The following is a 21779-nucleotide window of genomic DNA, read 5'->3' as shown; positions in this document are numbered from 1 at the left end:
TCGCTCCTGTAACAATATTTTTCTATGTGTAAAGCTTTACACATAAGGCAAAAATTTCTCCTGTCATGGAAAAATTTTTATGCAGCTATCCCTTTCAATGATCTTATGAGGAAGTATCAGGTTTGAATATTGCCCTTCTTCCTTCTCGATTAAGTCAATAAGGGTGTTCACCGAAAAATATCCGATTTCTTCTATGGGCTGATGAACCGTAGAGATGGCAGGGCGCATGCTGGCAGAAATTTCACTGTTATCAAAACCCAGTATAGAAAAATCCTCCGGAACCCGGTATCCGAAATCAAATGCACAGTTCATGATGCCTACTGCCACATCATCGCTTCCCGCAAAAATGGCGGTAGGCAAATCATCCTTACAGGTTTTAATCAGATTTTTCATCATCTTATAGCCATGGTCTATCTTTAAGCCGGAAAGCAGGACATATTGCTCTTTTATCGGACAGCCTTTGTCAGCCAGTGAGTCCCTTACCCCTTCATAGCGCTGAAGGCCCACCGTAAAATCCCGCAGTTCTGCACCGAAATAAGCTATTTTTCTATGACCCAGCCTGTGCAGATAAGAAACGGCATCATAGGCTGCCTTATAATCATCAATATTAACACTGGCACATGGAATTCCATTGATATGGCAGCTACAGGCAATCATGGGAATATCGGACATGGCAGCCAATTGGCCCATCAATTCCTCGTCCGCCTGTTCATGGGTCAGTATAATGCCATCTACGCACATGCGTTTAAATACGCTTAAATATTTTTTCTCTTTTTCTAAATCCTCTTCAATATTGCAAATCATAATACTATAGTCTTTTTCGGAAGCACAGTTTTCAATGCTTTTTAATATTTTCGAAAAAAAGCTGGTTCCAATATCAGAAACCACAACGCCGATGATGTTGGTTTTTTGCTTGAGCAAACTTTGGGCCAGGTAATTAGGCTCATAGTTTAACCGTTTGGCAGCCTCCACCACTTTCTTATAGGCACTTTCACTTACATACCCCTCATTGTTTAACGCTCTTGAAACGGTTGCAATGGATACTCCCGCCTCTTTTGCAACTTCTTTGATACCAATACTCATTGATCTATACCTCTGCCTTTTCCCCGAATGAAAGCCAGGGGAGATTCTTTGTGCTTTTTTTGTGTAAACCTTTACATACGTGTTTTTAAAAAAGTACTAAGTAAATTAGCACAATTGAATCATAGCATTCCTATGTTTTTTTGTCAATATTATAAATTCTTTAATTTTATATAAAAAATCACTCCTTAGCAGAGGAAATTAATAAAGCTCCCGTTGCGGCTATTGGGGAGTCAGCTCCTGCCTGATACTCAAAAGCAAAAGTCAAACTTTTGGGGTCTGCGTTATTGACACAAGTCCAAAGATTTGACTATTTTTAATTACAGTTTTTCTAAACTCAAGAAAGAAGAAAACCGGGAAAAGGCAGAAAGCCGTTTCCGGCAGCCTTTTGGATATGGCACGCCTTTCCCTTATGGATAGACGTGCCCTTTGAATTCTCTGCTTCTAAAATTATTTCACCTGGAGAATCAGGTCATCAATATTTACATCCCTTTCGATCATCCCGTTTTCTCTCATAAACTGTTCGGTTTTCTTCATCGATGCAATATCATCATCCGCAATTTCCGAGTTGAAATTGTACATGGGAAACATTTCCTTGACAGCGTCAATGCTGAGCTCAGTTTCTTTTGCCGTAATGTTTAAGATTTCCTCCGGATTATTGTTCATGTAATCCTGGATATTATCCTGGGCTTCGAGAAATGTTTTTACCAAAAGCGGATTTTTTTCATAGAATTCGTTACTGGTCGCAACTACGATAATGGCATCAATAAGCCCCTTACCGCTTGTCACTATGCGGTAACCGTCCTTTTCCATATTATAAGCCACCGGACCTGCCAAAAGAGCACAATCTACGGTTCCCCCGGCAAGGGCTGCCTGGGCATCGGGAATTCCCATGGAAACAAACTCTACATCACTCTCTGACATTCCCGCTGACGCCAGATATGCAGCCAGAAGCTCATGCAGGATGGTTCCCTTGGGTCCTGCAATCTTTTTTCCCTTTAAATCCTGAGCGGTCTGTATGGTACTGTCTTTTCCGGTGAACAGCCGAAAAGCTTCCGGAGAGCGGCTATAGGTGCTGATGATCTTTATATCCGCGTCATTGGCAGCAGATAAAATAACCGAGGTGGCTCCAACTGCATACAAAAACTGAATGTCACCAGAAGCCAGCGCCTGTGTCTGCTCCGGACCAGTTGTTAAATTGGAGTATTCCACTTTAAGTCCGTATTTGGAAAAGGCTTCATTGAAAATCCCTTTTTCCTTTTCCACAATAGACGGCACATTCAGAGGAGATTTTACATAGGTGATACCAATCTTGTCTACGGTGAATTGAGGCTCTGTTTCCTCTGCCGTTTCCGGTTCCGTTGCCGTAGTTTCTGCAGAGTTTGCAGGCGCTTCCGTTCCTGCCGGCTGTGTATTAGAGGAACCGGCACAGGCCGTCAATGCAGAGACGCCGATTAAGGCGGACATAAATACAGATAAGATACGTTTTAGTTTCATATACTGCTCCTTTGTCATAATGTTGTTATAATATTTTTTTTGATTTCAATAAGGTCTGAAGAAAGAATGTCTCTTGGATAGGCGTAACCTGATAAAGATATCTCCTGTTCCACACTCCCCTGCTTAAGAACAAGAATTTTCTGCCCAATCAAAAGAGCCTCATCAATGCTGTGGGTTACGAAAACAATACATTTTTTCTGCAGGGAATAAATACGTATCAATTCCTCCTGCATGACGGTTCTGGTAAAATAATCCAACGCGGCAAAAGGCTCGTCCATCAGGATCAATTCCGGATTATAGGCCAGGGCACGGGCCAGGGCTGCTCTTTGCTGCATGCCTCCGGACAACTGCATGGGACGGGCCTTTTCAAAGCCCTGCAGCCCTACCATATGGATCAATGCCTGAATATCCGGTTCAGATATGCGTCCCTTCGGCAGCCCGAATCCTATATTTTTCCAGACCGTAAGCCAGGGCATCAGGCGGGGTTCCTGAAAAACCATACCGATCTTGCCATGGTCCGGGATATCCAGGGTTCCGCTGTCATAGGGCTCCAATCCGCCCAGAATCCGAAGAAGCGTAGTCTTGCCGCAGCCGCTTCTTCCTAAAATCACCGTTATGCTCTCTTCCTGAAATTCCGCAGTCAGGTTATCCAGAACCTTCAGACTCTTTTCTGCCACCTGATAGCTTTTGCATAACTTCTCAATTTTAACTCCAGCTATCATCCACACCTCCATGCAATATGCTGCGGATCGCCAGGGAAAGCAGGCGGTCACACAGATAGCCCACAATACCGATCACAAATATCCCCACAATCACTTTATCAGAACGGGACATCTGCTGTGCATCTAAAATCATATAGCCCAGCCCGCTGGAGGCTGCGATCATTTCTGCACCTATGATCGCGCGCCAGCTATACCCCAGTCCCACTCTCATACCCACAAGAATATCCGGAAGTGCATTGGGAAACATGATCTTAAAAAAGACCTTCATTTTGGAAAATCCTAAGGAAAATCCCACTTCCAAAAGTTTGACATCACAGGCAGCCAGCCCCTTTTTGATATTTAAGAACATTGGAAAAAAGGAGGCCAGGACAATAATAATGATCTTGGAAGTTTCCCCGATGCCAAACCAGAGAATAAGCAGCGCAATCAGGCTCAAAGGCGGAACATTGCGCATAAATTCCACAATGTGCTTATAATACGGCGTGGTTGCCGGATACACCCCTGCCAGAACTCCAAGGAGGAGCGCCAGCACAAAAGCGATTAAAAACCCGGTGAGAACCCGCAGCAGGCTGACCGTAACATGCTGAAACAGCGAACCGTTCTGAATCATAGTCGCAAATGCCCGGAAAACCCCTTCGGGGCTGGGCAGAACATATTTGCTCCATATTCCCATACCCGATGCTGTCTGCCACAGCAGAAACAGTAATGCAAGGGGCAGAGCCGCTTTCCACATTTTTTTCATAGCCTCACCTTATACCCCATCTCCATGATGACATCCCCCGGAACAGTACAGAAGCTCCACCATCCCTTTCTTTGTCTTCCGGCGGGCTGGAGAAAAGTAAAGGTCGATTTTTTCTCTGTTATCCAACACGACCGCCTGCTCCTCATGACCGTGAAAAAAGCCAGGAGGAATGGGACTTTCCGCCAGTGCTTTTCCACGTAATTGGATATTTTCTGACCGGGCAAATTCTTTCCATGTACAAAATCTCGTCTCCGGCAGTCCGATGCGGTTTCCCATATCAGAAAGCGCCTTGCAGGGCGTGATAATCCACAGAACTCCCTGGCAGGAAAGCCTTTCATGCAATTCCCTGGCACAGTGTAAAAGAATTGGCTCAATAGGGGGAAATTCCAGAAAATCCGGAGAATATACTTCTTTTATGTAGTCTGCAGCCATGGGACAACGGACATCCGCTACACAGGTATGGGCTTTGTCTAAGGCGGACCTGTATTTTTCCTTAACTGCAGCAATATGATCTTCCCGGCAAAACACCGGCTCATAACCTTTTTCCGCCAGATGTTTTTCCAGCGTTTCTTTTCCATACATTTCAGTTACCACAGGGTTTATCCAGATAAATTTGCGCACAACTCCTCCTTATTCTTTAGTTAGTTTTACCTAACCGGTATTGTAAACGAGTTTCATAAATTTGTCAAGCCGGTGTTTTCTCTTCTCTTTTTTGTTATTTAAGCACTGGCAATTTTTTTCCTCAAGAAGGCCTGGATTTTTTTAATAGTTCAAACTCTTTACGAAGTTCAAGATTTTCTTGCGTAAGTTATTGATTTCATACGGAGAAAGTGCGTTTCCATGTCCTGGAAGCGCACTTTCTCCGTATTCTTCATATTCACTTATGCAAAGGTATAAAGAGTTATCATGAATGGAACGTTCTTTTGAAACTTCTGTAACAGACTTGCCATCTTCAAGAACCAGCTTTATTGCAGTAATTTTAAATGCTTAATCAAAACTCCTTCTTGCCATAAAGCAGACCGCCTTTTATAATATTTCCTTAACTATGTATCTGCTTTATTATTTCATATCCAGATTTTTAATTATTTTTTCATATATGCCTGGCAGAGGCGGTTCACCGGAAGATGTGCCTTTTTCCCTCTATTCTGAATAATTAACAAATTATTTCTTTATTCTGTTTTTCTGCCGCCACATTCCAGCAGCAACGTTTCAAATTCCGGCTTTGTAATATCTCTTTTCAGTGAAATGGATAAAGTCTTGACTTTTTCTAAAAGGGATTTCTTATTTTCATCATCGATTTCAAAGCCATAATCTTCACACCAGATGTCAATATTGGCATTACCGCTTTTTTTGCCCATATAAATATGCGGCTCCGCCTGACCGGTAAACTGCCAGTGATAGGGAAGCATAATCAACGGATCAATTGTCCGTGCATTTTTCCATAAGCCAGTGGGCATTCCGGTTTCCCAGCCAAATAAACGGGTGCCTACAATGGCTTTGGTTGACGGAATGGCAAAGTTTGACCGTTCCGATACTGCTCTTGAAACTTCAAGCAATTGATCGCACTGGATTCCGCAGTCAATGCCGTAAAGTGCTCTTAAGGACATAACAAGAGATTCAATGGGACAATTCCCTGCCCGTTCTCCGATTCCGTTAACAGTGACATGTGCCACATCTGCTCCTGCTGCCAGCGCGGCAATGGTAGTTGCAACACTTAAGCCAAAATCCTCATGGAAATGGGCCTCAACAGGCTTTCCGAATTTTTGTTTTAATTTCTTAACCGTATAAGCAGCGCCTTCAGGAGAAAATGCACCGAACGTATCTACAAGTGCAATGGAATCCATGTGTCCGCCTGCATCCAAAATACCCTGGAGTGTATTCAGGAGGAAATCCAAATCTGCCCTTGAACTGTCAGCAGGGAAAAATGTAACAAGCAGGCCAAGTTCATGAGCTCTTGCTGTGGCTTTGGCCGCAGCCGCTATTGCCTTTTCCACGGTCCAGCCCATTCCGCCTTTAATCAGGTGATTGCTTCCCGGCACTTCTGCTAATACTCCGTCTACGCCGCAATCTTTTGCCAGCTCAATATCAGAAATAACATTTCTTACAAAAGCGTATGTTTTGGCTCTAAGGCCCAGCTTGGTAATTGCACGTATCGCCTCCTCGTCCTCTTTTGAGGCGGCAGGAGTTCCAAGTTCCATTCTGTGTACACCCAATGCGTCAATTTTTTTAGCCAGCTCAATTTTATCTTCTTTTGTAAAGATAATTCCTGCCTGCTGTTCGCCGTCACGGAGTGTTGTATCCAGGATTTCAATTTTGGCAGGGAAATTTAACCCTTTCACTGCCTCTTCATTATAGTTGGCAGGAGCTACCCACCATTTGCCTTCTTCTCTGAATCCCATTGTGGTTTTCCTCTCTTTCTTTTTTTGCCTGTTATGCATTTGGGTCATTTTTTCTGTTTTTGTTAACAGTTGTTTTTATAAACTCAATAACCTTTGGAGCAATATGATCCTGCAGAACAGGAATCAACTGCTCATCCGGTTCCTCATCATTTTTAGTGAACCAGAAATGGCCTAATTCCGGTACGGAATACTTTTGATGAGGTATTTTGAACTGTTCCAGCTTTTGAATAAACGCCAGTGTTTGATGCTCTGGTTTTACAACGTCATCACTCTCTCCCCATATCATAAAAAAGGAAGTATCAAATAAAGGATTTCTGACAGCTTCATCAATGATATGTACAGGTGAGGCGCTTTCATAAAGCTTTTTGCCTGTGTAGGTGTCCTTTCCAAATAATTTATTAATAACAAAGTCGCTTCTGCTGGCATTTGTATCATCTGCCCAGCGAAGAATATCCATTACGCCGTAAGCACAAATAACGAATTTGATTTTTGCACTGGAACGCCCATTTCCAAATGCCGCCAGGGTACCGAGATAAGCTCCTGCAGAATCGCCCATAAAGCCTATGTTTAAGGGATTTATCTTCCACTCAGATGCATTTTTTACAGCAAACTGAATCGCCGCTTCCATATCCTCTATAACAAGGGGATAGGAAGCTTTATCAGGCGTTGCAAGGGTATAATTGACAGCCATGGAAGCAATGCCGTTATATGCCAGATAAGGTCCCCAGGCCTGGTACATTTCTTTTGAACCTGCCTGAAATGCTCCTCCGTGCACAAGAATTACAAAAGGGTGGTCCTCACCTGCTTCCGGTAAATAAACATCCGCAGTGTGATGCTCAAATACGGTTGTTGAATAAACTATATTTTTCAGTTTCACATATCCGCTCATTTTCCGCTCCTATTGGTTGAACATAAAACATGCAACCGCAATCGTATTCAATTTATTTTGATGCAAATCCGTCCTGGAAGTCATAATAACAGGCTTGGCAGTGCCTGCAATAATGGAGCAGGCTTCTTTGTTTGCATAATGGATAATGCCTTTGCTTAAGGAGTTTGCCTCGTTCAGTGATGTGGCCACCAAAATATCGGCTTCTCCTGCTACCGGACTGTCAATTCCCTTCATATCTGCAAACTTTTTTGAAATGGCATTATCCAGGCTTAATGGGCCATCCACAATACAATCCGGTATCTGCCCCCTGCGGTTCATCTGGGTAATAACAGCACTCTCTGCCGTATCCTGCATTTTCGCATTTACGGTTTCAACGGCACCAAGCAAAGCAACTTTCGGAATACCTGGAATAAACATTTTTGCTGTTTTTACTGCATTCTTTATGATGTCAATTTTGACCTCCAGTGTGAGATCCACATTGATGGCACAATCCGTCAGAAATTGCAGTCCTTTGTCATACCCGTCAAACATGGTGATCTGGCTCAGCCTTCCTCCTGAAAAATAACCATTGGCTTTGTTTAGCACTGCTTTTACAAACGTTCCTGTATGCACCTGCCCCTTCATAGGGATATCCGCAGTGCCGGCATTGATTAAGTCCATGGCTTTTTGCGGAGCATCATGGGCATGATCCACGTGATAGACCGGAATATCAGATACTTCGGCCGGCATCTCCGCTTTCAGCCTGTCAATCTCCTGCTGGTCCCCGATGAATATAAAATGGGCAATCTTTTCTTTCACAGCTTCAGCCGCGATTTCCATTTCTTCCCGCGTAACTCCTGCAATGGCAATTGTGACAGGATTATTGATTTTTACAAATGCTCTTATATCTGAAATGCTTTTCATAATTCCTCCCATTAATACTGTCTGACCAGCAAAGGATTGTATAGCGCCCTGAGGGCTCCCTGGGCAAGGGACTTAATTTCATTATCGTCAGGGCTTATATATAAGGGACCGATCCAGTCAATCATTGGTGCCAGATAACCCATAAACCGTTTGGAATTGGCAAGTCCGCCTGTAATGATAATACCATCCGGCCTGGCTCCCAAAGCCGCTGCTGCCCCTCCGATTCCCTTGCCCACCTGAAAGGCCATTGCCTGGAAAATCATTTCGGCGTGATCATCTCCTTTGTCAATCATCTCATCAACCTCAAATGCATTATTTGTATGAAGATGAGCCTGTATCCCGCCTCCGCCATTGATGATTTGTTTCAGGTCATCCATTGTCAGCCGGTTGCTGATACAAAATGCTGCCCAGGCTTCTGCCGGCAATGTTCCCACCCTGTCTAGTCCAAATGGGCTGTCGCCTGCCAGGCCATTGGTAACATCAATAACCTTTCCCCGGCAATGGCTGGCAACGGAAATTCCGCTGCCAAGATGGGCTATGACAAGATTTAATTTTTCATATTCAGTATTCAGCCTTTTTGCAAGTTCATGTCCTTTTGCTTTATGGTTTAATGCCTGGAAAAAGCTCTCACGCTTAATTTGTGGCAAACCGGTTATTCTGGCAACATCAATCATTTCATCTACGCAAGGCGGATCAACGGTAAAACAGGGGACACCTGTTTCTTCTGAAAGCTCCCATGCAATCTGGCAGCCCAGACCACATGGATGAATCCCGTATTTGCCGCTTTTTGCATCATCAAGCATATCCCGGTTGATTTGATATGTACCGGATTCAAGGGGCTTTACAACCGGACCTCTGGACACAATGGCAGATAATTCCGAAATATTAATATTGTGTTTTTCCAGAAAAGCCCTCACCGTACTGCGTCTGAAATCAAGCTGTTCCCAAAGATTTTTAAAACCAGCCAGCTCCTGACTGGAATGCCGGATTGTTTCTGTAATGATTTCATTTTCTCCCTCATAGATTGCCAGTTTTGTAGAAGATGCGCCGATGTTAATAATCAGTAATTTCATTTCCTTCCCTTCTTTACCAACTGTTTTCAGCCTTTAAACGGCTGACCGTTCATAGCTTGTTTCATTCTGTCAAAGGCTTCATTTAATACATCTTCAGAGCCGTTGCATGAAATTCTCACAAAGCTGTCGCCATTTTCACCGAAAGAAACACCCGGCATGACCACGACACGGGCTTCTTCCAGCATTTTCATTGAAAAATCAACGGACGACATACCTGTCTGGCTAATATTGGCCATGATGTAAAAGCTTCCTTTGGGACGGATACAGGAAAGTCCCGGAGTCTTGTTGATCAGTTCCGAAGTGTATGCAATGCGGCGGCTGTATAAGGCATTCATTTTATCCACAAAATAACGGCAGTCTTTTAAAGCTACATAACCTGCCCGCTGGGTGACAGCATTGACGCCCATGACAGTATCCGTAGATAAAACAGATAATGCAGGAATAAATCTGGAGTCGCACATAATATATCCCAGCCGCCATCCGGTCATTGCATAAGTTTTAGAAAAACCGGCAACTGTAAACGTTCGTTCCATCATTCCGGGCATGGTTGCAAATGATACATGTTCTTCTCCATAAATAAGGGCTTCATAAATCTCATCTGAAATGACGTAAATATCGTGTTTTTCAACCACAGCCGCTATTTTCAGCATTTCTTCACGGCTTAAAACGGCTCCGGTGGGGTTGCCAGGAGAATTGAGTATCAGCACTTTTGTTTTTGGAGTAATACAAGCTTCAATCTGATCAGCCGTCAGATTAAAGCCATCCTTTTCTTCCACCGGAACCGCTGTCAGCCTGCCGCCTAAAAACTTCACTTGATTTATGTAAGAGGGGAAACAGGGATCACTGACAATCACTTCATCTCCCGGATCAATAAAGGTACTTAAAATAAGATAAAGCGCTTGAATGGCCCCTGCTGTCACAATCACTTCCTGGGGCTGACGTTTTAAGCCATGATGGGTTTCCCAATAATTACAGATTTCCTGCCGAAGATCCATATACCCGGTCATAGGGGGATAGTGGGTGTATCCGTCCTGAATGGATTGCCTTGCTACTTCCAGAACTTCCTTTGGCGAGTCAAGATCCGGCTCCCCTACACCAAGATTGATTAAATTCGTGTATTTCTGTGTTGCATTAAACATTTTCAGCATGGGTGAAAGCTGTAAATTTTGAAACTGTTTTCTTGTTTTCTCTTTTAGCATGTTATCTGACTCCTATTCATTTTTTTTTATTTTAAAGGGGGTTCGGATAACCACAGTATAGTTTTATTTCTTATCTTTGTCAAACACTTTTACAATGTTATGAAATTTTTGTCGTATTTATATAAATAACAGGGATTGATTCTGTGCAGAATTTTGTTTTATAATAAATTATTCTTGAATATGATCCATGTTAGCGATAGAATACTATATGAATGGAAAAGAAAAGGAATCAATCTGACATGAACGATGAAATAAGATTTAATATAAAAGAGGTTGCAGCCATAGTGGGTGTCAGTCCTGCAACCATCAGAAACTGGGAGAAAAATGAATTGTTTGTTGCTAAAAGAGATGCGAACAATTACCGGGTCTTTCATCTGAACGATATTGAGCAATTAAAAAAGATCAAAGAATATTCTCTTGATCAGCGTCTAAATAATCAGGCAATCAAAAAAGCGATGTCCCGGGATATTTCCATGGCCTACTCCGGCTTACCTTCGGCACTTGATAATCCGGCTTCTGAAAATGCCGGCAAAGGCTATTCCAAAAAACTCATCAGCGAAAAATGGAAACAAATTCGTGAAGAACGCAATCTTACTTTGGATCAGGTCAGTAAAGATACCGGCATATCTGCCTCCTATTTAAGCCGCATAGAAAATATGAACGCAAATATATCTCTTGATATTTTGAACAGACTTTCGGATTATTACGGAGAGAGCATCATTTACTTCTATGGTGACAACGAAACCGGAGACCAGTATATCACCAAAAAGGCGGAACGCGACCCCATTGATATTGGTTTATCCGGCGTTTATATTGAGTCATTAATCAAACGAAAAAAAACGGTTATGCGCCCTGCACTCTTTACCGTGCTGCCTAATTCAGGACAAAAACGCTTACATGCCCACAGAGGCGAAGAGTTTATTATAGTAACGGAAGGGGAAATAACCGTAACATTAAATACCAGTGAAACATATATTCTGAAGGAAGGGGACAGCCTTAACTTTCCTTCTCAAACCCCCCATTTATGGTACAATCATTCAAATAAAATATGCATACTGTTATGGGTTCATTCCCCAATTAATGCGTTTTAAAAAACGCGGCAAAATGGCTTTAAGACCATTTTACCGCGTTCTTTTTTATTTCGTAAACAGCATGGCTACAGAGTATATTGCCCCTACTACATACACTGACATCAGGACATAATCATACCTGTGCTGGAAAACCGGTTTTCCGTTATCCTTCTGATGCTTAAAATACAGCAAAGTTGCAGGCAGCAGCAACAGCGTAGTGGTTAACAGCCTTGATAAGCCTGCGGAATAAATAAGCCATACGCCATAGACCGTACCCACAAAAGCAATCAAACGCTGCATATTCAACTGAAAAGGAGACATGGCAGCTAAATTCCCCTCTTTCTTTATGACAACGGTGAGATAATACAAGCAGCTTAAAAAGTAAGGAATCATGATCATGCTTGCTGAAATACCATAAAAAAACTGGTAAGTCGACGAGCTGAAATATGTAATAATTAAAAAGAGCTGAACAATTCCCGCTGAAATTACCGCAGCATTGGAGGGAGAACCAAACCGGTTTTCTTTTGCAAAAATACGGAGAAATTCTCCCCTCTTTGCGGCTGTATTTGGAATATGGGCTGACACAATTGTAACCCCAAGCGCCGCTCCCATCAAAGAGATTATAACGCCAATGCTAATAAGACCGGCTCCCCACCCGCCTACAATTTCTTTCATAATACCGCCCATAGACGGATTAGGCAAAGCAGCCAGCTCCTCATGGCTTAAAACACCCATGCTGAGAACTGATATAATAATATAGAGACTTAGTACTCCAATAAAGGCAATGACAACAGCCTTTCCAACGTCTTCCATTTTCTCGGCTTTTTCTGAAAGAGCAACGGAAGCTTCAATGCCAATAAATGCCCATACTGTAACTGTGGATGTTGCCCGTACCTGATGCAAAAACGGGAAACTGCCATCTCCCCAGAAGTTTTCCATGAAAATATCCGGATTAAATTTTGAAAGCAGTATTACTGAAATAACAAAACACATAATCGGTACGATCTTTGCAATGGTTACAATGACATTGATAAATGAAGCATTCTTAACGCCAGAGCAGACAAGCAGGCATAAAAGCCAAAAAAACAGAGATGCACACACAATAGAAATCAAATTTCCGCCGTTTCCAAAAACGGGAAAGAAATTCCCAATGGCTGCAAATAAAAAGGTTGCATAAGAAACATTACATAAAACAACGCTGATCCAATAACCATAGGTGGTACTGAAACCAACAAAATCTCCCCAACCTGCCTGGGCATAAGAAGAAATTCCTCCTACAATATTGGATTTGGAGCGGTTTAAGCCAAACAGACTCATAATAAGTCCAATCATACCCAGGCCGCATACAAACCATCCGAATATCACTGCCCCCGTATGTGCCCGGTTTGCGGCCATATCCCCGGCCAGACTAAAAACACCGCTGCCAATTGTAGTTCCCATGGATACTGCTATTAATCCAATAAGGCCCAGCTTTCTAGAAGCTTTCTTTTCGTTCAAAACGATAACTCTCCTCTCAAACTTATATAGTTATCCTAAACCCCCTTTAGAAAACTATAATTAATATGAGCAGTTATGTAATAAAGGCTTTTTCCTATGCCGTAAGCCGGCTGACGTTAAATCCTATGAAAAGATTTCTTAGATACAAAATACCACACTTTCTCAATATTGTAAAGTCATTTTATAATGTTATGCAACTATTTTAAAGTTAATCTGATCAAGAACTAATGTTTCGGCCCTTTGCCAGCAGTAATCCCCGGAGAATCATTGCAGGATACCCTGTAAAAGGAGGTCCTAAACGCCTTGCCGAGGCACAACAAGGTTCGTTGAGATGCCGGGAACAGGCCGAAAGCCGTTTCCGGTATTCCCAAAAGGAGGAACCGGAAACGGCTGGTTTGTTATTAAATTCTGTTTTATTTATACAGACAGGGTGCTACCTCTGCTGAGTCCATATTCGAGGCATCATACCATAGACAGCCTGTGTCTATATCCTCAACCGGCTGCCCGGTTGCCGCCTTTGCTGCCAGAGTAACCGCCTGATAACCGATTTGTACCGGATTCTGGGTAATAGAGCCTGCCAGAACCCCGGCCTTTACGGCGTCAAGCTGAATGGAGCCGGAATCAAAGCCAACGCCGATCACTTTGTCCGGTCCCAGCTTCTGAAGGCTTTCATTGGCAGTTACCAGATTCTTTGCCGTAAACTCATTGGAAGCATAAATAGCAATCAGATCGCTCTTATTTAACAAGGTATTTGCCACTGTTACGCAGGCCGCATCATCTACAGTTGCCGGAATTCCCACGTCAATAATTACCTTTGCTCCGTCAGCCTTTACATTGTACTTGTCATGTCCTTCCACTGCGCAGTTGCTTTCTCCGATCAGGGTTCGCATTTTGTCAATAAAGCCTCCGGTTCTCTCTCCAATGGACTGGGATGTGGCATCCTGGGAAACCACACCGATTCTCACTGCCTGAGCGGGATCTGTTACCTTTTCCTTAATGATATCGTACATCTTTTCAGCCGCCAGCCCTCCTGCCGCATAATTATCTGTTGCCGCATTTGCTGCAATGGAGCCTTTTGGTGCATCCGGAACACCGGAGTCAAAGCCTACGATAGGAATACCTGCTGCCTGAGCATTGGAAATGGTATCAAGGGAAGCCTGGGTGTCAAGGGCTGCCAGACAGATGGCGCTGGGCTGCTTATTAACCGCATTGTTTAACTGCTCAATCTGCTCAGCTACGGCGCTTTCATTGGCCGGCCCTACAAAATTAGTGGATTTTAAGCCTAAATCCTTTGCCGCCTCCTCTGCCCCCATCTTAACAGCCTTCCAAAAATCATGCTGAAATCCCTTTGCCACAATTTCCACGGAAATACTGCTGTAGTCAATGGCTCCGCCCTCTGCTGCCTTCGGAATTTCCGTGGCGGCCGCCTCTTCCTTTATGGCCGGAGCCTCTGTGGAAACCTTTTCCGTGGAAGCAGGTGCCGGAGCCTTTGTCTCTCCGGAACAGCCAATCAGGGTTGCAGAAGTCATTGCAGCCCATAGGAATGCACCAAGTAATCGTTTTTGTTTCATTTGAAAACCTCCCTGTCAATAATTTTTTATAATTTCCCGCTTAAGCGGAAGATTAATTAATAATACATGGAACCTTTTAAGCCTTTCCCTGCTTTCTCCGGTTCAGCACATCCGCAAAGACTGCAGTCACAAGGACAAATCCGGTAATTAAAAGCTGGTAATGAGGCTGTACCCCTATAAAGGGAAGTCCGGTTTTTAAAACAGCCATAATAAATACGCCGATCAAGGTTCCTGCAATGGAGCCTACGCCTCCCGCTAAGCTGGTTCCGCCGATAACAACTCCTGCAATGGCATCCAGTTCGAAGCCGTTTCCTGTGCCGGGCATCAGAGTGGAATATACGGCTGCATAAGATACTCCTGCCAGACCGGCAAATAATCCGCTGATGACAAAGGCCAGAGTTTCATATTTCATCACATCCACACCGGACAGCCGGGTGGCCTCTTTATTGCTTCCCAAAGCCAGAATGTAGCGGCCCGGACGTGTTTTATTCAGCAGAACAGCCATGGCCACAGCCAGAATAATAAGCAAAATAAAGCCTGTTGGAATTCCTGCCTGGGGAAGCCCCGGCGCCTTCAGCTTAAAAAGGCTTCTAAAGGCTCCTCCGGGAGCCGCTGCCTGGGGGAAGGTTACGGTAGCTGTATTGGTAACAATAGAGCCTAAGCCCCTGGTAATCATCATGGTTCCCAATGTGGCGATAAAGGCCGGGAGCTTCATAACCGATACCATAATTCCGTTGGCCAGCCCGAAAAATCCTCCCAGCAGAACAGCCAGAACCACGCACACCGGCATAGGCAGTCCGGCCTTTGTAAACAGGGTTCCAGTAATAAGGGAACAGCAGATACAGGAGGTTCCTATGGATAAATCAATGCCTCCGGTAATGATGACAAAGGTTACGCCGATTGCCATGAATCCGATGTAATAAGAAGAATCCAGGATACTGATAACGGTGCTGTATTTTGCAAAATTTTCCCCAAAAAACCAGAAAAACAGGAATAACACTACTAATGCGATAATTGCGACTAATTTTTGAGTGCCGATTGCCTGAAACAGGCTCCCCGGCTCTTTTTTTACCTGATTGTCTTTGTTTTCCATTTTCATAACTCCTCCTGGTTAATTTCTTATGGTGGCAGCGTGCATGATCTTTTCCTGGGTCGCCTCCTCAATGCTTATTTCTCCTGTCTTACGCCCCTCGCACATTACCAGAATGCGGTCGCTCATCCGAAGAACCTCGTTCAGCTCTGAGGAAATCATGATAATTGATTTTCCCTGTTTGACCAGTTCGTTCATCAGCGTGTAGATTTCACTTTTCGCTCCCACATCGATCCCTCTGGTCGGTTCGTCAAAGATCAGAATTTCACAGTCTCTGGTAAGCCATTTGGCAATGACCACCTTCTGCTGGTTGCCTCCGGATAAATTTCTCACCTGCTGGTGTACGGAAGGAGTCTTGGTTTTTAAGGCCTCCACATATTTCTCTGCTGTCCTTACCTCCGCCTTGCTGTCAAGAAAGAGTCCTTTGGTAAACTGCTTTATAGAAGACATGGTGGTGTTTACCGCCACCGTCTTTTCCACAATAACGCCGTACCGTTTCCGGTCTTCAGATAAATACCCGATTCCGGCCTTTACCGCATCCTCAGGAGAGCGGATATCCGCCTTTTCCCCATTGACGAATATCTCCCCGCCATCCTTTTTATCCGCTCCGAAAATAGCTCTGGCCGCCTCCGTTCGCCCTGCTCCCATAAGCCCGGAAAAGCCCAGAATCTCTCCCTTATGAAGTTCAAAGCTTAGATCCTTTACGGCTCTTCCTGCATTTAAGTTCTCCACCTTAAGGACCACAGGAGCATCCTCTGGCACGCTGCTTTTTTTCTTGGGCTCCTCATAAACGGTCCGTCCCACCATCATGCGAATAATATCATCCTTTGTGCAGTCCTCCGTAATCAGGGTCCCCACATATTCGCCGTCGCGCATGACCGTAACCCGGTCCGTGATCAGATTGATCTCATCCATCCGGTGGGATATGTAAATAATTCCAATTCCCTTGTCACGCAGGCCCCGGATGATTTTAAACAGCTCATTGATTTCAGACTCTGTCAGGGCCGCCGTCGGTTCATCGAATACGATCACCTTGGCCTCTGTGGAAATAGCCTTTGCTATTTCACACATCTGCTGCCGCCCTACCGTCAGACGCCCCATAGTTTCCTTTGGATCTATTTCTATATTCAGCATACGGAAAAGCTCCGCTGCATCCGCTTCCATCCGTTTGTCATCTACCAGCTTTCCGCTCATCCTCTCTTTTCCCATAAAAATGTTCTGGGCAATGGTCAGATGATTCATCATATTTAATTCCTGATGAACGATCACGATTCCTGCGTCCTGGGCCTCCCTGGGGTTTTTAAACTGAATCTCCTGCCCTTCAAAGACAATGATGCCTCCGTCTCTGGAGTAAATACCGGTCAATATTTTCATTAACGTGGATTTTCCTGCGCCGTTCTCTCCCATAAGCGCATGAACCTCTCCCCGCTTCAGCTCCAGACCGGACTTTTTCAGGGCATAAACCCCTGCAAAGGATTTATCAATATCCTTCATGGTCAAAATAACCTCTCCCACTGATCTCCCTCCCTTCCTCTCCGTCTCTTTGAATCTGGCATCAGTATATCAGGATGAGGTTTTTAAAAGAATTGAAAAACCTCCCAAAATAGGTTAAAATATTACTTTTTCAAGTCTTTTAACCCTTTTTGAAAGGTTCTTTTCTTTCTTTATTCTATTGGCTGTTAATTTCTTCTTTTTTCGTTGCCCTGCTTCCCAAAAACGGAAACAGCAGCTTTTCATTTTCTTCGGTATAGATATCCTCAACGGTCACCAGCTTGGAACCGGAATTTAAAAACAGATCGGTTTTTCCTCCTTCTATGCGCTTAACTGCCTCTTCAATCCCCAGATATCCCATGTTAAACGGGTTTTGAATGGCCAGGGCCTGATATACGCCGGATTCCAGAAGCTGAATCTGAGATACGGAGTTATCAATTCCAAAGGTTTTGACCTTGTCTTTCAGCCCTAAATCCCGTACTGCGCTGGCGGCGCCCAGGGAGGAATACTCATTGAACCCTGCTATAACATTGATTTCAGGGTGCCTTTTTAAAAGCTGCAGGGTTACATCATATGCTTCCTGATAGATGGAATCACAAAATACCACCTCTTCAATGGCTTCAGCCTCTTTTCCCAGGCCATCCCGTATTCCCTTCTCCCGGTCTATGGCAGTGGAGCTGCCTTTTACATGCCCTACCAGACCGATTCTGGGGTTCTTTGGAAGAAGTTTTTTCATATACTCCCCCAGCCTTCTTCCAATCTCCACATTGTCCGTGGCCACCAGAGGAATGGACAAACTTTCATTGATATTGGAATCAATGAGAACAACCTTAACTCCCTGATTTACTGCCTGTCTGATGCTGGAAGCCGTTCCCTCATAGGAACAGGGACTGACTAAAATCGCATCCGGCCTTTTGGCGGCTGCCTCCAGAATCAGCCGGTTCTGCCCTTCCACATCGGTTTCCGTTTCCGGAGCCATCAGGCTTAATTCTACGTTATACTCCTTAGACGCAACCTGGGCTCCTGCTATGACGGAGGACCAGAATTCGTTGCTCTCGTCAATCTTTTTGGGAATCAGAATGATCTTTGGCCCGGCCTTCTCTCCGGTTGTTTCATAAAGCTCATAGCAGATTCCAAGGACTGCTCCCATCAGAAGCAGATATGCTCCCAGCTTAATCACTGCCCTCTTTTTCATTTTCACCGCCTCCCTCCCAGTCTGGAATACGGACAATAGCCGCCACTCCCCCGCCAGGTCTGCTTTCATAACAGAGTCCATATTCCCTGCCATAATACAGCTTCAGCCGGGTCTGCACATTATACACTCCCACTCCGTTTTTCTCATAGTTCACCTTATGCTTTTGAAAAATGGATTTTATCTGTTCTTCGGTCATCCCTTTTCCGTTATCCGTTACCTTCAGAATCATATCCCCGCCCTCCGGATAGGCCTCAATCCGGATAAGCCCCCTGCCGTCTTTATATTTAATGCCGTGATAAATGGCATTCTCAGCCAGAGGCTGTAAAACCAGCTTAATCACCGGCTTTTCCAATATGGATTCATCAATGACCATTTCATAGTCCAGCTTGTCCTTATAGCGCATCTGCTGAATATCCAGGTAGTTCTTTACATAATCGATTTCCTGCCTAATGGTAAAAAACTCCTGATCGCTGCTGATGGACCGCCTTAAAAGCCTGGCTAAGGCCATGGTCATATGGACCACCTCCCGGTTCTTTCCGGCTTCAGCCATCCAAACAATGGAATCCAGGGTGTTGTAGAGAAAATGGGGATTGATCTGAGACAGCAGAGCCTTCATTTCATTCCTGCGTTTTTCCTCCTGTTCCCGGATGTTTTCCGCCATCAGCTTCTGGATCTCCTCTGCCATCATGTTAAAGGCTTTTCCCAGAGTTCTGATTTCATGGTCAGGAATCCGGGTTAGATCCACCAGTTCAAAGGTTCCTCTTTCCACCCTTTTCATGGTATCCTGCAGCAAAATCATGGGCCTTGTTATTCTGCGGGAAAGAATTGTCACGGCTGCAGTCAGAACCAGAAACAGCAGCAGGGTAACCAGGGTATAAATCAGCCGGGTCTGGGAACGGTTCTTTAAAAGATCTGAAGTATAGGCCACTCCCACTACCGTCCAGCCGGACTTTTGGGATTCACTTATGGTATAAAGCTTCTGTTGTACGCCCTTGCCGCTTAAGAAATATTCCTCCCTGCAGTCAAGCACCTCTTTGATCTGTTCCTCCTTTAAGCCGCTGTAGATCAACTGCTGCTTGGGGTGGTAGAGAATGTTTCCCTTTTTGTCCAGAATAAATACATATCCTCTTGCTCCCAGATCAATGCGTTCGCATTGCTCCTCAATGGCTTTGTAATTTAAATCAATAAAGAAAACTCCCTGATTTTCCCTTCTGCCCGGATACCTTAAGGGGCTGCTTAGGGTCACTACCCAGGGGTATTCGTCCATAATGATGTTCTGCACCCGGGAGGAGGAAAGAACCGTCATCCCTTTTCTGGCCTCCAAGGCCTCCCGGTACCATGCCTCCCGGAGAATATCCGCATAAGGATTCAGGGTCTGGGTTCCGTCATTGATCAGGATATTGTCCGGACCGGCCACAGCGCCGATATTGTAAATATCATCCCGTGTTTCCCTGACCAGCCGGAACCGTTCCAGCACGCTGCTTCTTAACTCTGCCCTGGAGTTCTGATCCTTTTCTGAAAACAGATACCGCAGCAGGTCCTTATCGCCTGACATCAAATAGGAAATATTCTCCATATAAACAAGATAGGAATCTATGTTATGGTTCACCTGCTCAATGAGCTGCATGGTGCCATTTACGGAATTGTTCAGAACATTTTTTTCCGTATACCGGAAGGAAAAGCCGTAGATCAGAAGCAGGGCAGAAAGGATGATGGGCAGGAAGCAGATCAGCATACCGGAGCGGATGCTTTTAAATTGAAAACGGAACCTCATTTATTTCCTCTTTTCCTTTGCATATTCTGTAGGCGTCTTTCCAGTTGCCTTTTTAAAGGCAAGACTGAAATAATGGGGATCTCCGAACCCAGTCCTTTCCGCTATCTCATAGGTTTTTAAGCTGGTGGTTTCCAAAAGTTTTCTGGCCTTTTCCATGCGGGTATCACTTAAAACCTCTACAAAGCTTTTTCCGATGCATTCCCGGAACATGGCACTGAAACGGCTGGGGCTCATGGCCATGTAGCTGCATATGGACTGAAGATTCAAAGAGCTTTCACCATAGTGGTTTCTGATATAATCCACAGCCAGTACCGCCCGCTCATTCCCCTTTCTATCCTTTACCTCTGCCACAACATCTACAAGTCTTCCGAAAATTTCCTCCAAAGCTGCCCGTTCTTCCTCCAGAGACTTTTTACCGTCTATCTGCGAGATATATTCATTTACCTGCTCATACACCTCAAAGCCCTCCATGCCCATTACCTCCAGCATGGACTTAGCCTCAGAGAGGGTATGAATGATGATGCTTTTGGCACGGTCCTTTTTTAAAAAGGATTCCTGTATCCCCAGGCAGAGTCTGAAAAGAGCCTCTCCGGCTTTCTTTTTTTCTCCTTCCCTGACCGCGTTAAGTAATTCATCCTGCAGCGTTTCCCACGCTTCGAAAGCAGCCGCTTTCTCTGCTCTTTCCCTGTACAGAATGGCTCCCGCCTCCTGGCTGTAGCGGTATTCCAGCATATCCTCCGCCTCCTCATAGGACAGGTAAAGCTGCGCCGTACTGTCTACAGGACTTCCGATTCCTATGGTAAGCCTGATTCTCATGCAATTTTTAACGCTATCTGAGATTTCTTGAAACAGTTTTTCTGTCTTTCCTCTCCCCCATGTATGAAAGTTCCCCAACAGCAGAAAAACAAGCTGGTGGTCCAGTTTCTGAATCACATACCCCATACCTGATCTTCCAATAATCTCTGCTGCAATATTATAAACAGCAAAGCACAGAAGCTCTGCTGACTCCTTATCCTCTCCCCTGATTTCCACATCGCCCACAGCAATCATGCACCTGGGATCGCTAAGGGCAATGCCATAGGATTTAAGCTCCGGCTCCAGTTCAGCAGCAGACTTATTCCCGCAGATAAGGCTCATGAGAAGCTTTGACTTTAAAACCTCTCGATTCTTCCGCAGTTTTCTTCTTTCCAGCCTTTCCTGATCCAGCTTTTCCCGGATGCCGTCAAGGGCCTGTCCCAGCTCTTCCAGAGAAAAAGGCTTCAGAATATACTCTCTTACACGGTATTTTAAGGCCTGTTTGGCATATTCAAAATTATCATATCCGCTTAATATGACCACGCAGATATGCGGGTATTCCCTGGAAATCAGGCGGCTTAACTCAAGGCCATCCATATATGGCATACAAATATCCGTCAAAACCACCTCTACCGGATTGTCGCGGATATAGTTTATGGCTTCCTCCCCTTGCTGAAAGCACCCCTTCAGTTCAAATCCCTTACTGCTCCAGTCCATGGTTTCTTTTACTGCCTCCCGGACTAAAAATTCATCATCAACAAGAATCACACGATACATAAACCTTCCCCATTT

19 protein-coding genes are annotated in these 21779 nt (G+C 44.5%); 1 reads left to right on the top strand and 18 read right to left on the bottom strand.

All coding sequences use genetic code 11. The features are described from left to right. Nucleotides 1–63 precede the first annotated feature (63 nt). The 11 genes from ACYVD3_RS03445 to ACYVD3_RS03395 all read right to left on the bottom strand — a co-directional run bounded on the left by ACYVD3_RS03445 (nt 64) and on the right by ACYVD3_RS03395 (nt 10504). Entirely contained in the window at nt 64–1083 is a 1020-nt protein-coding gene (locus ACYVD3_RS03445; protein WP_460641113.1) for a LacI family DNA-binding transcriptional regulator, read from the bottom strand. A gap of 447 nt (nt 1084–1530) precedes the next feature. Beyond that, nucleotides 1531–2577: an ABC transporter substrate-binding protein gene (locus ACYVD3_RS03440; protein WP_460641112.1), complete on the bottom strand. Its 1047-nt coding sequence runs from the start codon at nt 2575–2577 to the stop codon at nt 1531–1533. 14 nt (nt 2578–2591) lie between these two features. Further along, nucleotides 2592–3299 (bottom strand): ABC transporter ATP-binding protein, encoded by a 708-nt coding sequence (locus ACYVD3_RS03435; protein WP_460641111.1) that lies wholly within the window; start codon nt 3297–3299, stop codon nt 2592–2594. After that, nucleotides 3283–4041: an ABC transporter permease gene (locus ACYVD3_RS03430; RefSeq protein ID WP_460641110.1), complete on the bottom strand. Its 759-nt coding sequence runs from the start codon at nt 4039–4041 to the stop codon at nt 3283–3285. The genes ACYVD3_RS03435 and ACYVD3_RS03430 overlap by 17 nt, the downstream gene beginning before the upstream one ends. A gap of 9 nt (nt 4042–4050) precedes the next feature. Continuing rightward, the gene (locus ACYVD3_RS03425) at nt 4051–4662 is read right to left on the bottom strand and encodes a hypothetical protein (RefSeq protein ID WP_460641109.1); all 612 of its coding nucleotides are present in this window, start codon (nt 4660–4662) and stop codon (nt 4051–4053) included. Nucleotides 4663–4803: 141 nt separating this feature from the next. After that, nucleotides 4804–5019 carry a transposase gene (locus ACYVD3_RS03420; protein WP_460641374.1) on the bottom strand — a complete coding sequence of 72 codons (216 nt, stop codon included), beginning with the start codon at nt 5017–5019 and terminating at the stop codon, nt 4804–4806. Nucleotides 5020–5210: 191 nt separating this feature from the next. Further along, nucleotides 5211–6440 carry a hypothetical protein gene (locus tag ACYVD3_RS03415; protein ID WP_460641108.1) on the bottom strand — a complete coding sequence of 410 codons (1230 nt, stop codon included), beginning with the start codon at nt 6438–6440 and terminating at the stop codon, nt 5211–5213. Nucleotides 6441–6471: 31 nt separating this feature from the next. Next, nucleotides 6472–7329, bottom strand: coding sequence for an alpha/beta hydrolase (locus ACYVD3_RS03410; protein ID WP_460641107.1), 858 nt, complete (start codon nt 7327–7329; stop codon nt 6472–6474). A 9-nt stretch (nt 7330–7338) separates the two neighbouring features. After that, entirely contained in the window at nt 7339–8232 is an 894-nt protein-coding gene (locus ACYVD3_RS03405) for a phosphate acyltransferase (RefSeq protein ID WP_460641106.1), read from the bottom strand. A gap of 11 nt (nt 8233–8243) precedes the next feature. Next, entirely contained in the window at nt 8244–9305 is a 1062-nt protein-coding gene (buk, locus tag ACYVD3_RS03400; protein WP_460641105.1) for a butyrate kinase, read from the bottom strand. 26 nt (nt 9306–9331) lie between these two features. After that, nucleotides 9332–10504, bottom strand: coding sequence for a pyridoxal phosphate-dependent aminotransferase (locus tag ACYVD3_RS03395; protein ID WP_460641104.1), 1173 nt, complete (start codon nt 10502–10504; stop codon nt 9332–9334). A 212-nt stretch (nt 10505–10716) separates the two neighbouring features. Here ACYVD3_RS03395 and ACYVD3_RS03390 point away from each other — a divergent pair, with 212 nt between their 5' ends. Then, nucleotides 10717–11595 carry a helix-turn-helix domain-containing protein gene (locus ACYVD3_RS03390; protein ID WP_460641103.1) on the top strand — a complete coding sequence of 293 codons (879 nt, stop codon included), beginning with the start codon at nt 10717–10719 and terminating at the stop codon, nt 11593–11595. A 45-nt stretch (nt 11596–11640) separates the two neighbouring features. On the opposite strand, the gene ACYVD3_RS03385 is transcribed toward ACYVD3_RS03390, so the two are convergent. The 7 genes from ACYVD3_RS03385 to ACYVD3_RS03355 form a co-directional block, all read right to left on the bottom strand. Next, a complete protein-coding gene (locus ACYVD3_RS03385) occupies nt 11641–13071 on the bottom strand; it encodes a basic amino acid/polyamine antiporter (RefSeq protein ID WP_460641102.1) in 1431 nt (476 codons plus the stop codon). A gap of 413 nt (nt 13072–13484) precedes the next feature. Continuing rightward, nucleotides 13485–14642: a substrate-binding domain-containing protein gene (locus tag ACYVD3_RS03380; RefSeq protein WP_460641101.1), complete on the bottom strand. Its 1158-nt coding sequence runs from the start codon at nt 14640–14642 to the stop codon at nt 13485–13487. A gap of 76 nt (nt 14643–14718) precedes the next feature. After that, nucleotides 14719–15735: an ABC transporter permease gene (locus ACYVD3_RS03375; RefSeq protein ID WP_460641100.1), complete on the bottom strand. Its 1017-nt coding sequence runs from the start codon at nt 15733–15735 to the stop codon at nt 14719–14721. Between the two features lie 18 nt (nt 15736–15753). Beyond that, nucleotides 15754–17247 carry a sugar ABC transporter ATP-binding protein gene (locus ACYVD3_RS03370; protein ID WP_460641099.1) on the bottom strand — a complete coding sequence of 498 codons (1494 nt, stop codon included), beginning with the start codon at nt 17245–17247 and terminating at the stop codon, nt 15754–15756. 154 nt (nt 17248–17401) lie between these two features. After that, nucleotides 17402–18418 (bottom strand): substrate-binding domain-containing protein, encoded by a 1017-nt coding sequence (locus ACYVD3_RS03365; protein ID WP_460641098.1) that lies wholly within the window; start codon nt 18416–18418, stop codon nt 17402–17404. Then, entirely contained in the window at nt 18396–20192 is a 1797-nt protein-coding gene (locus ACYVD3_RS03360; RefSeq protein ID WP_460641097.1) for a cache domain-containing sensor histidine kinase, read from the bottom strand. Before ACYVD3_RS03360 ends, ACYVD3_RS03365 begins: the two co-directional genes overlap by 23 nt. Beyond that, nucleotides 20193–21764 (bottom strand): response regulator, encoded by a 1572-nt coding sequence (locus ACYVD3_RS03355; protein ID WP_460641096.1) that lies wholly within the window; start codon nt 21762–21764, stop codon nt 20193–20195. Nucleotides 21765–21779: the final 15 nt, after the last annotated feature.

Source organism: Lacrimispora brassicae, from assembly GCF_054772055.1.
This window is presented reverse-complemented; position numbering and strand designations above follow the sequence as displayed.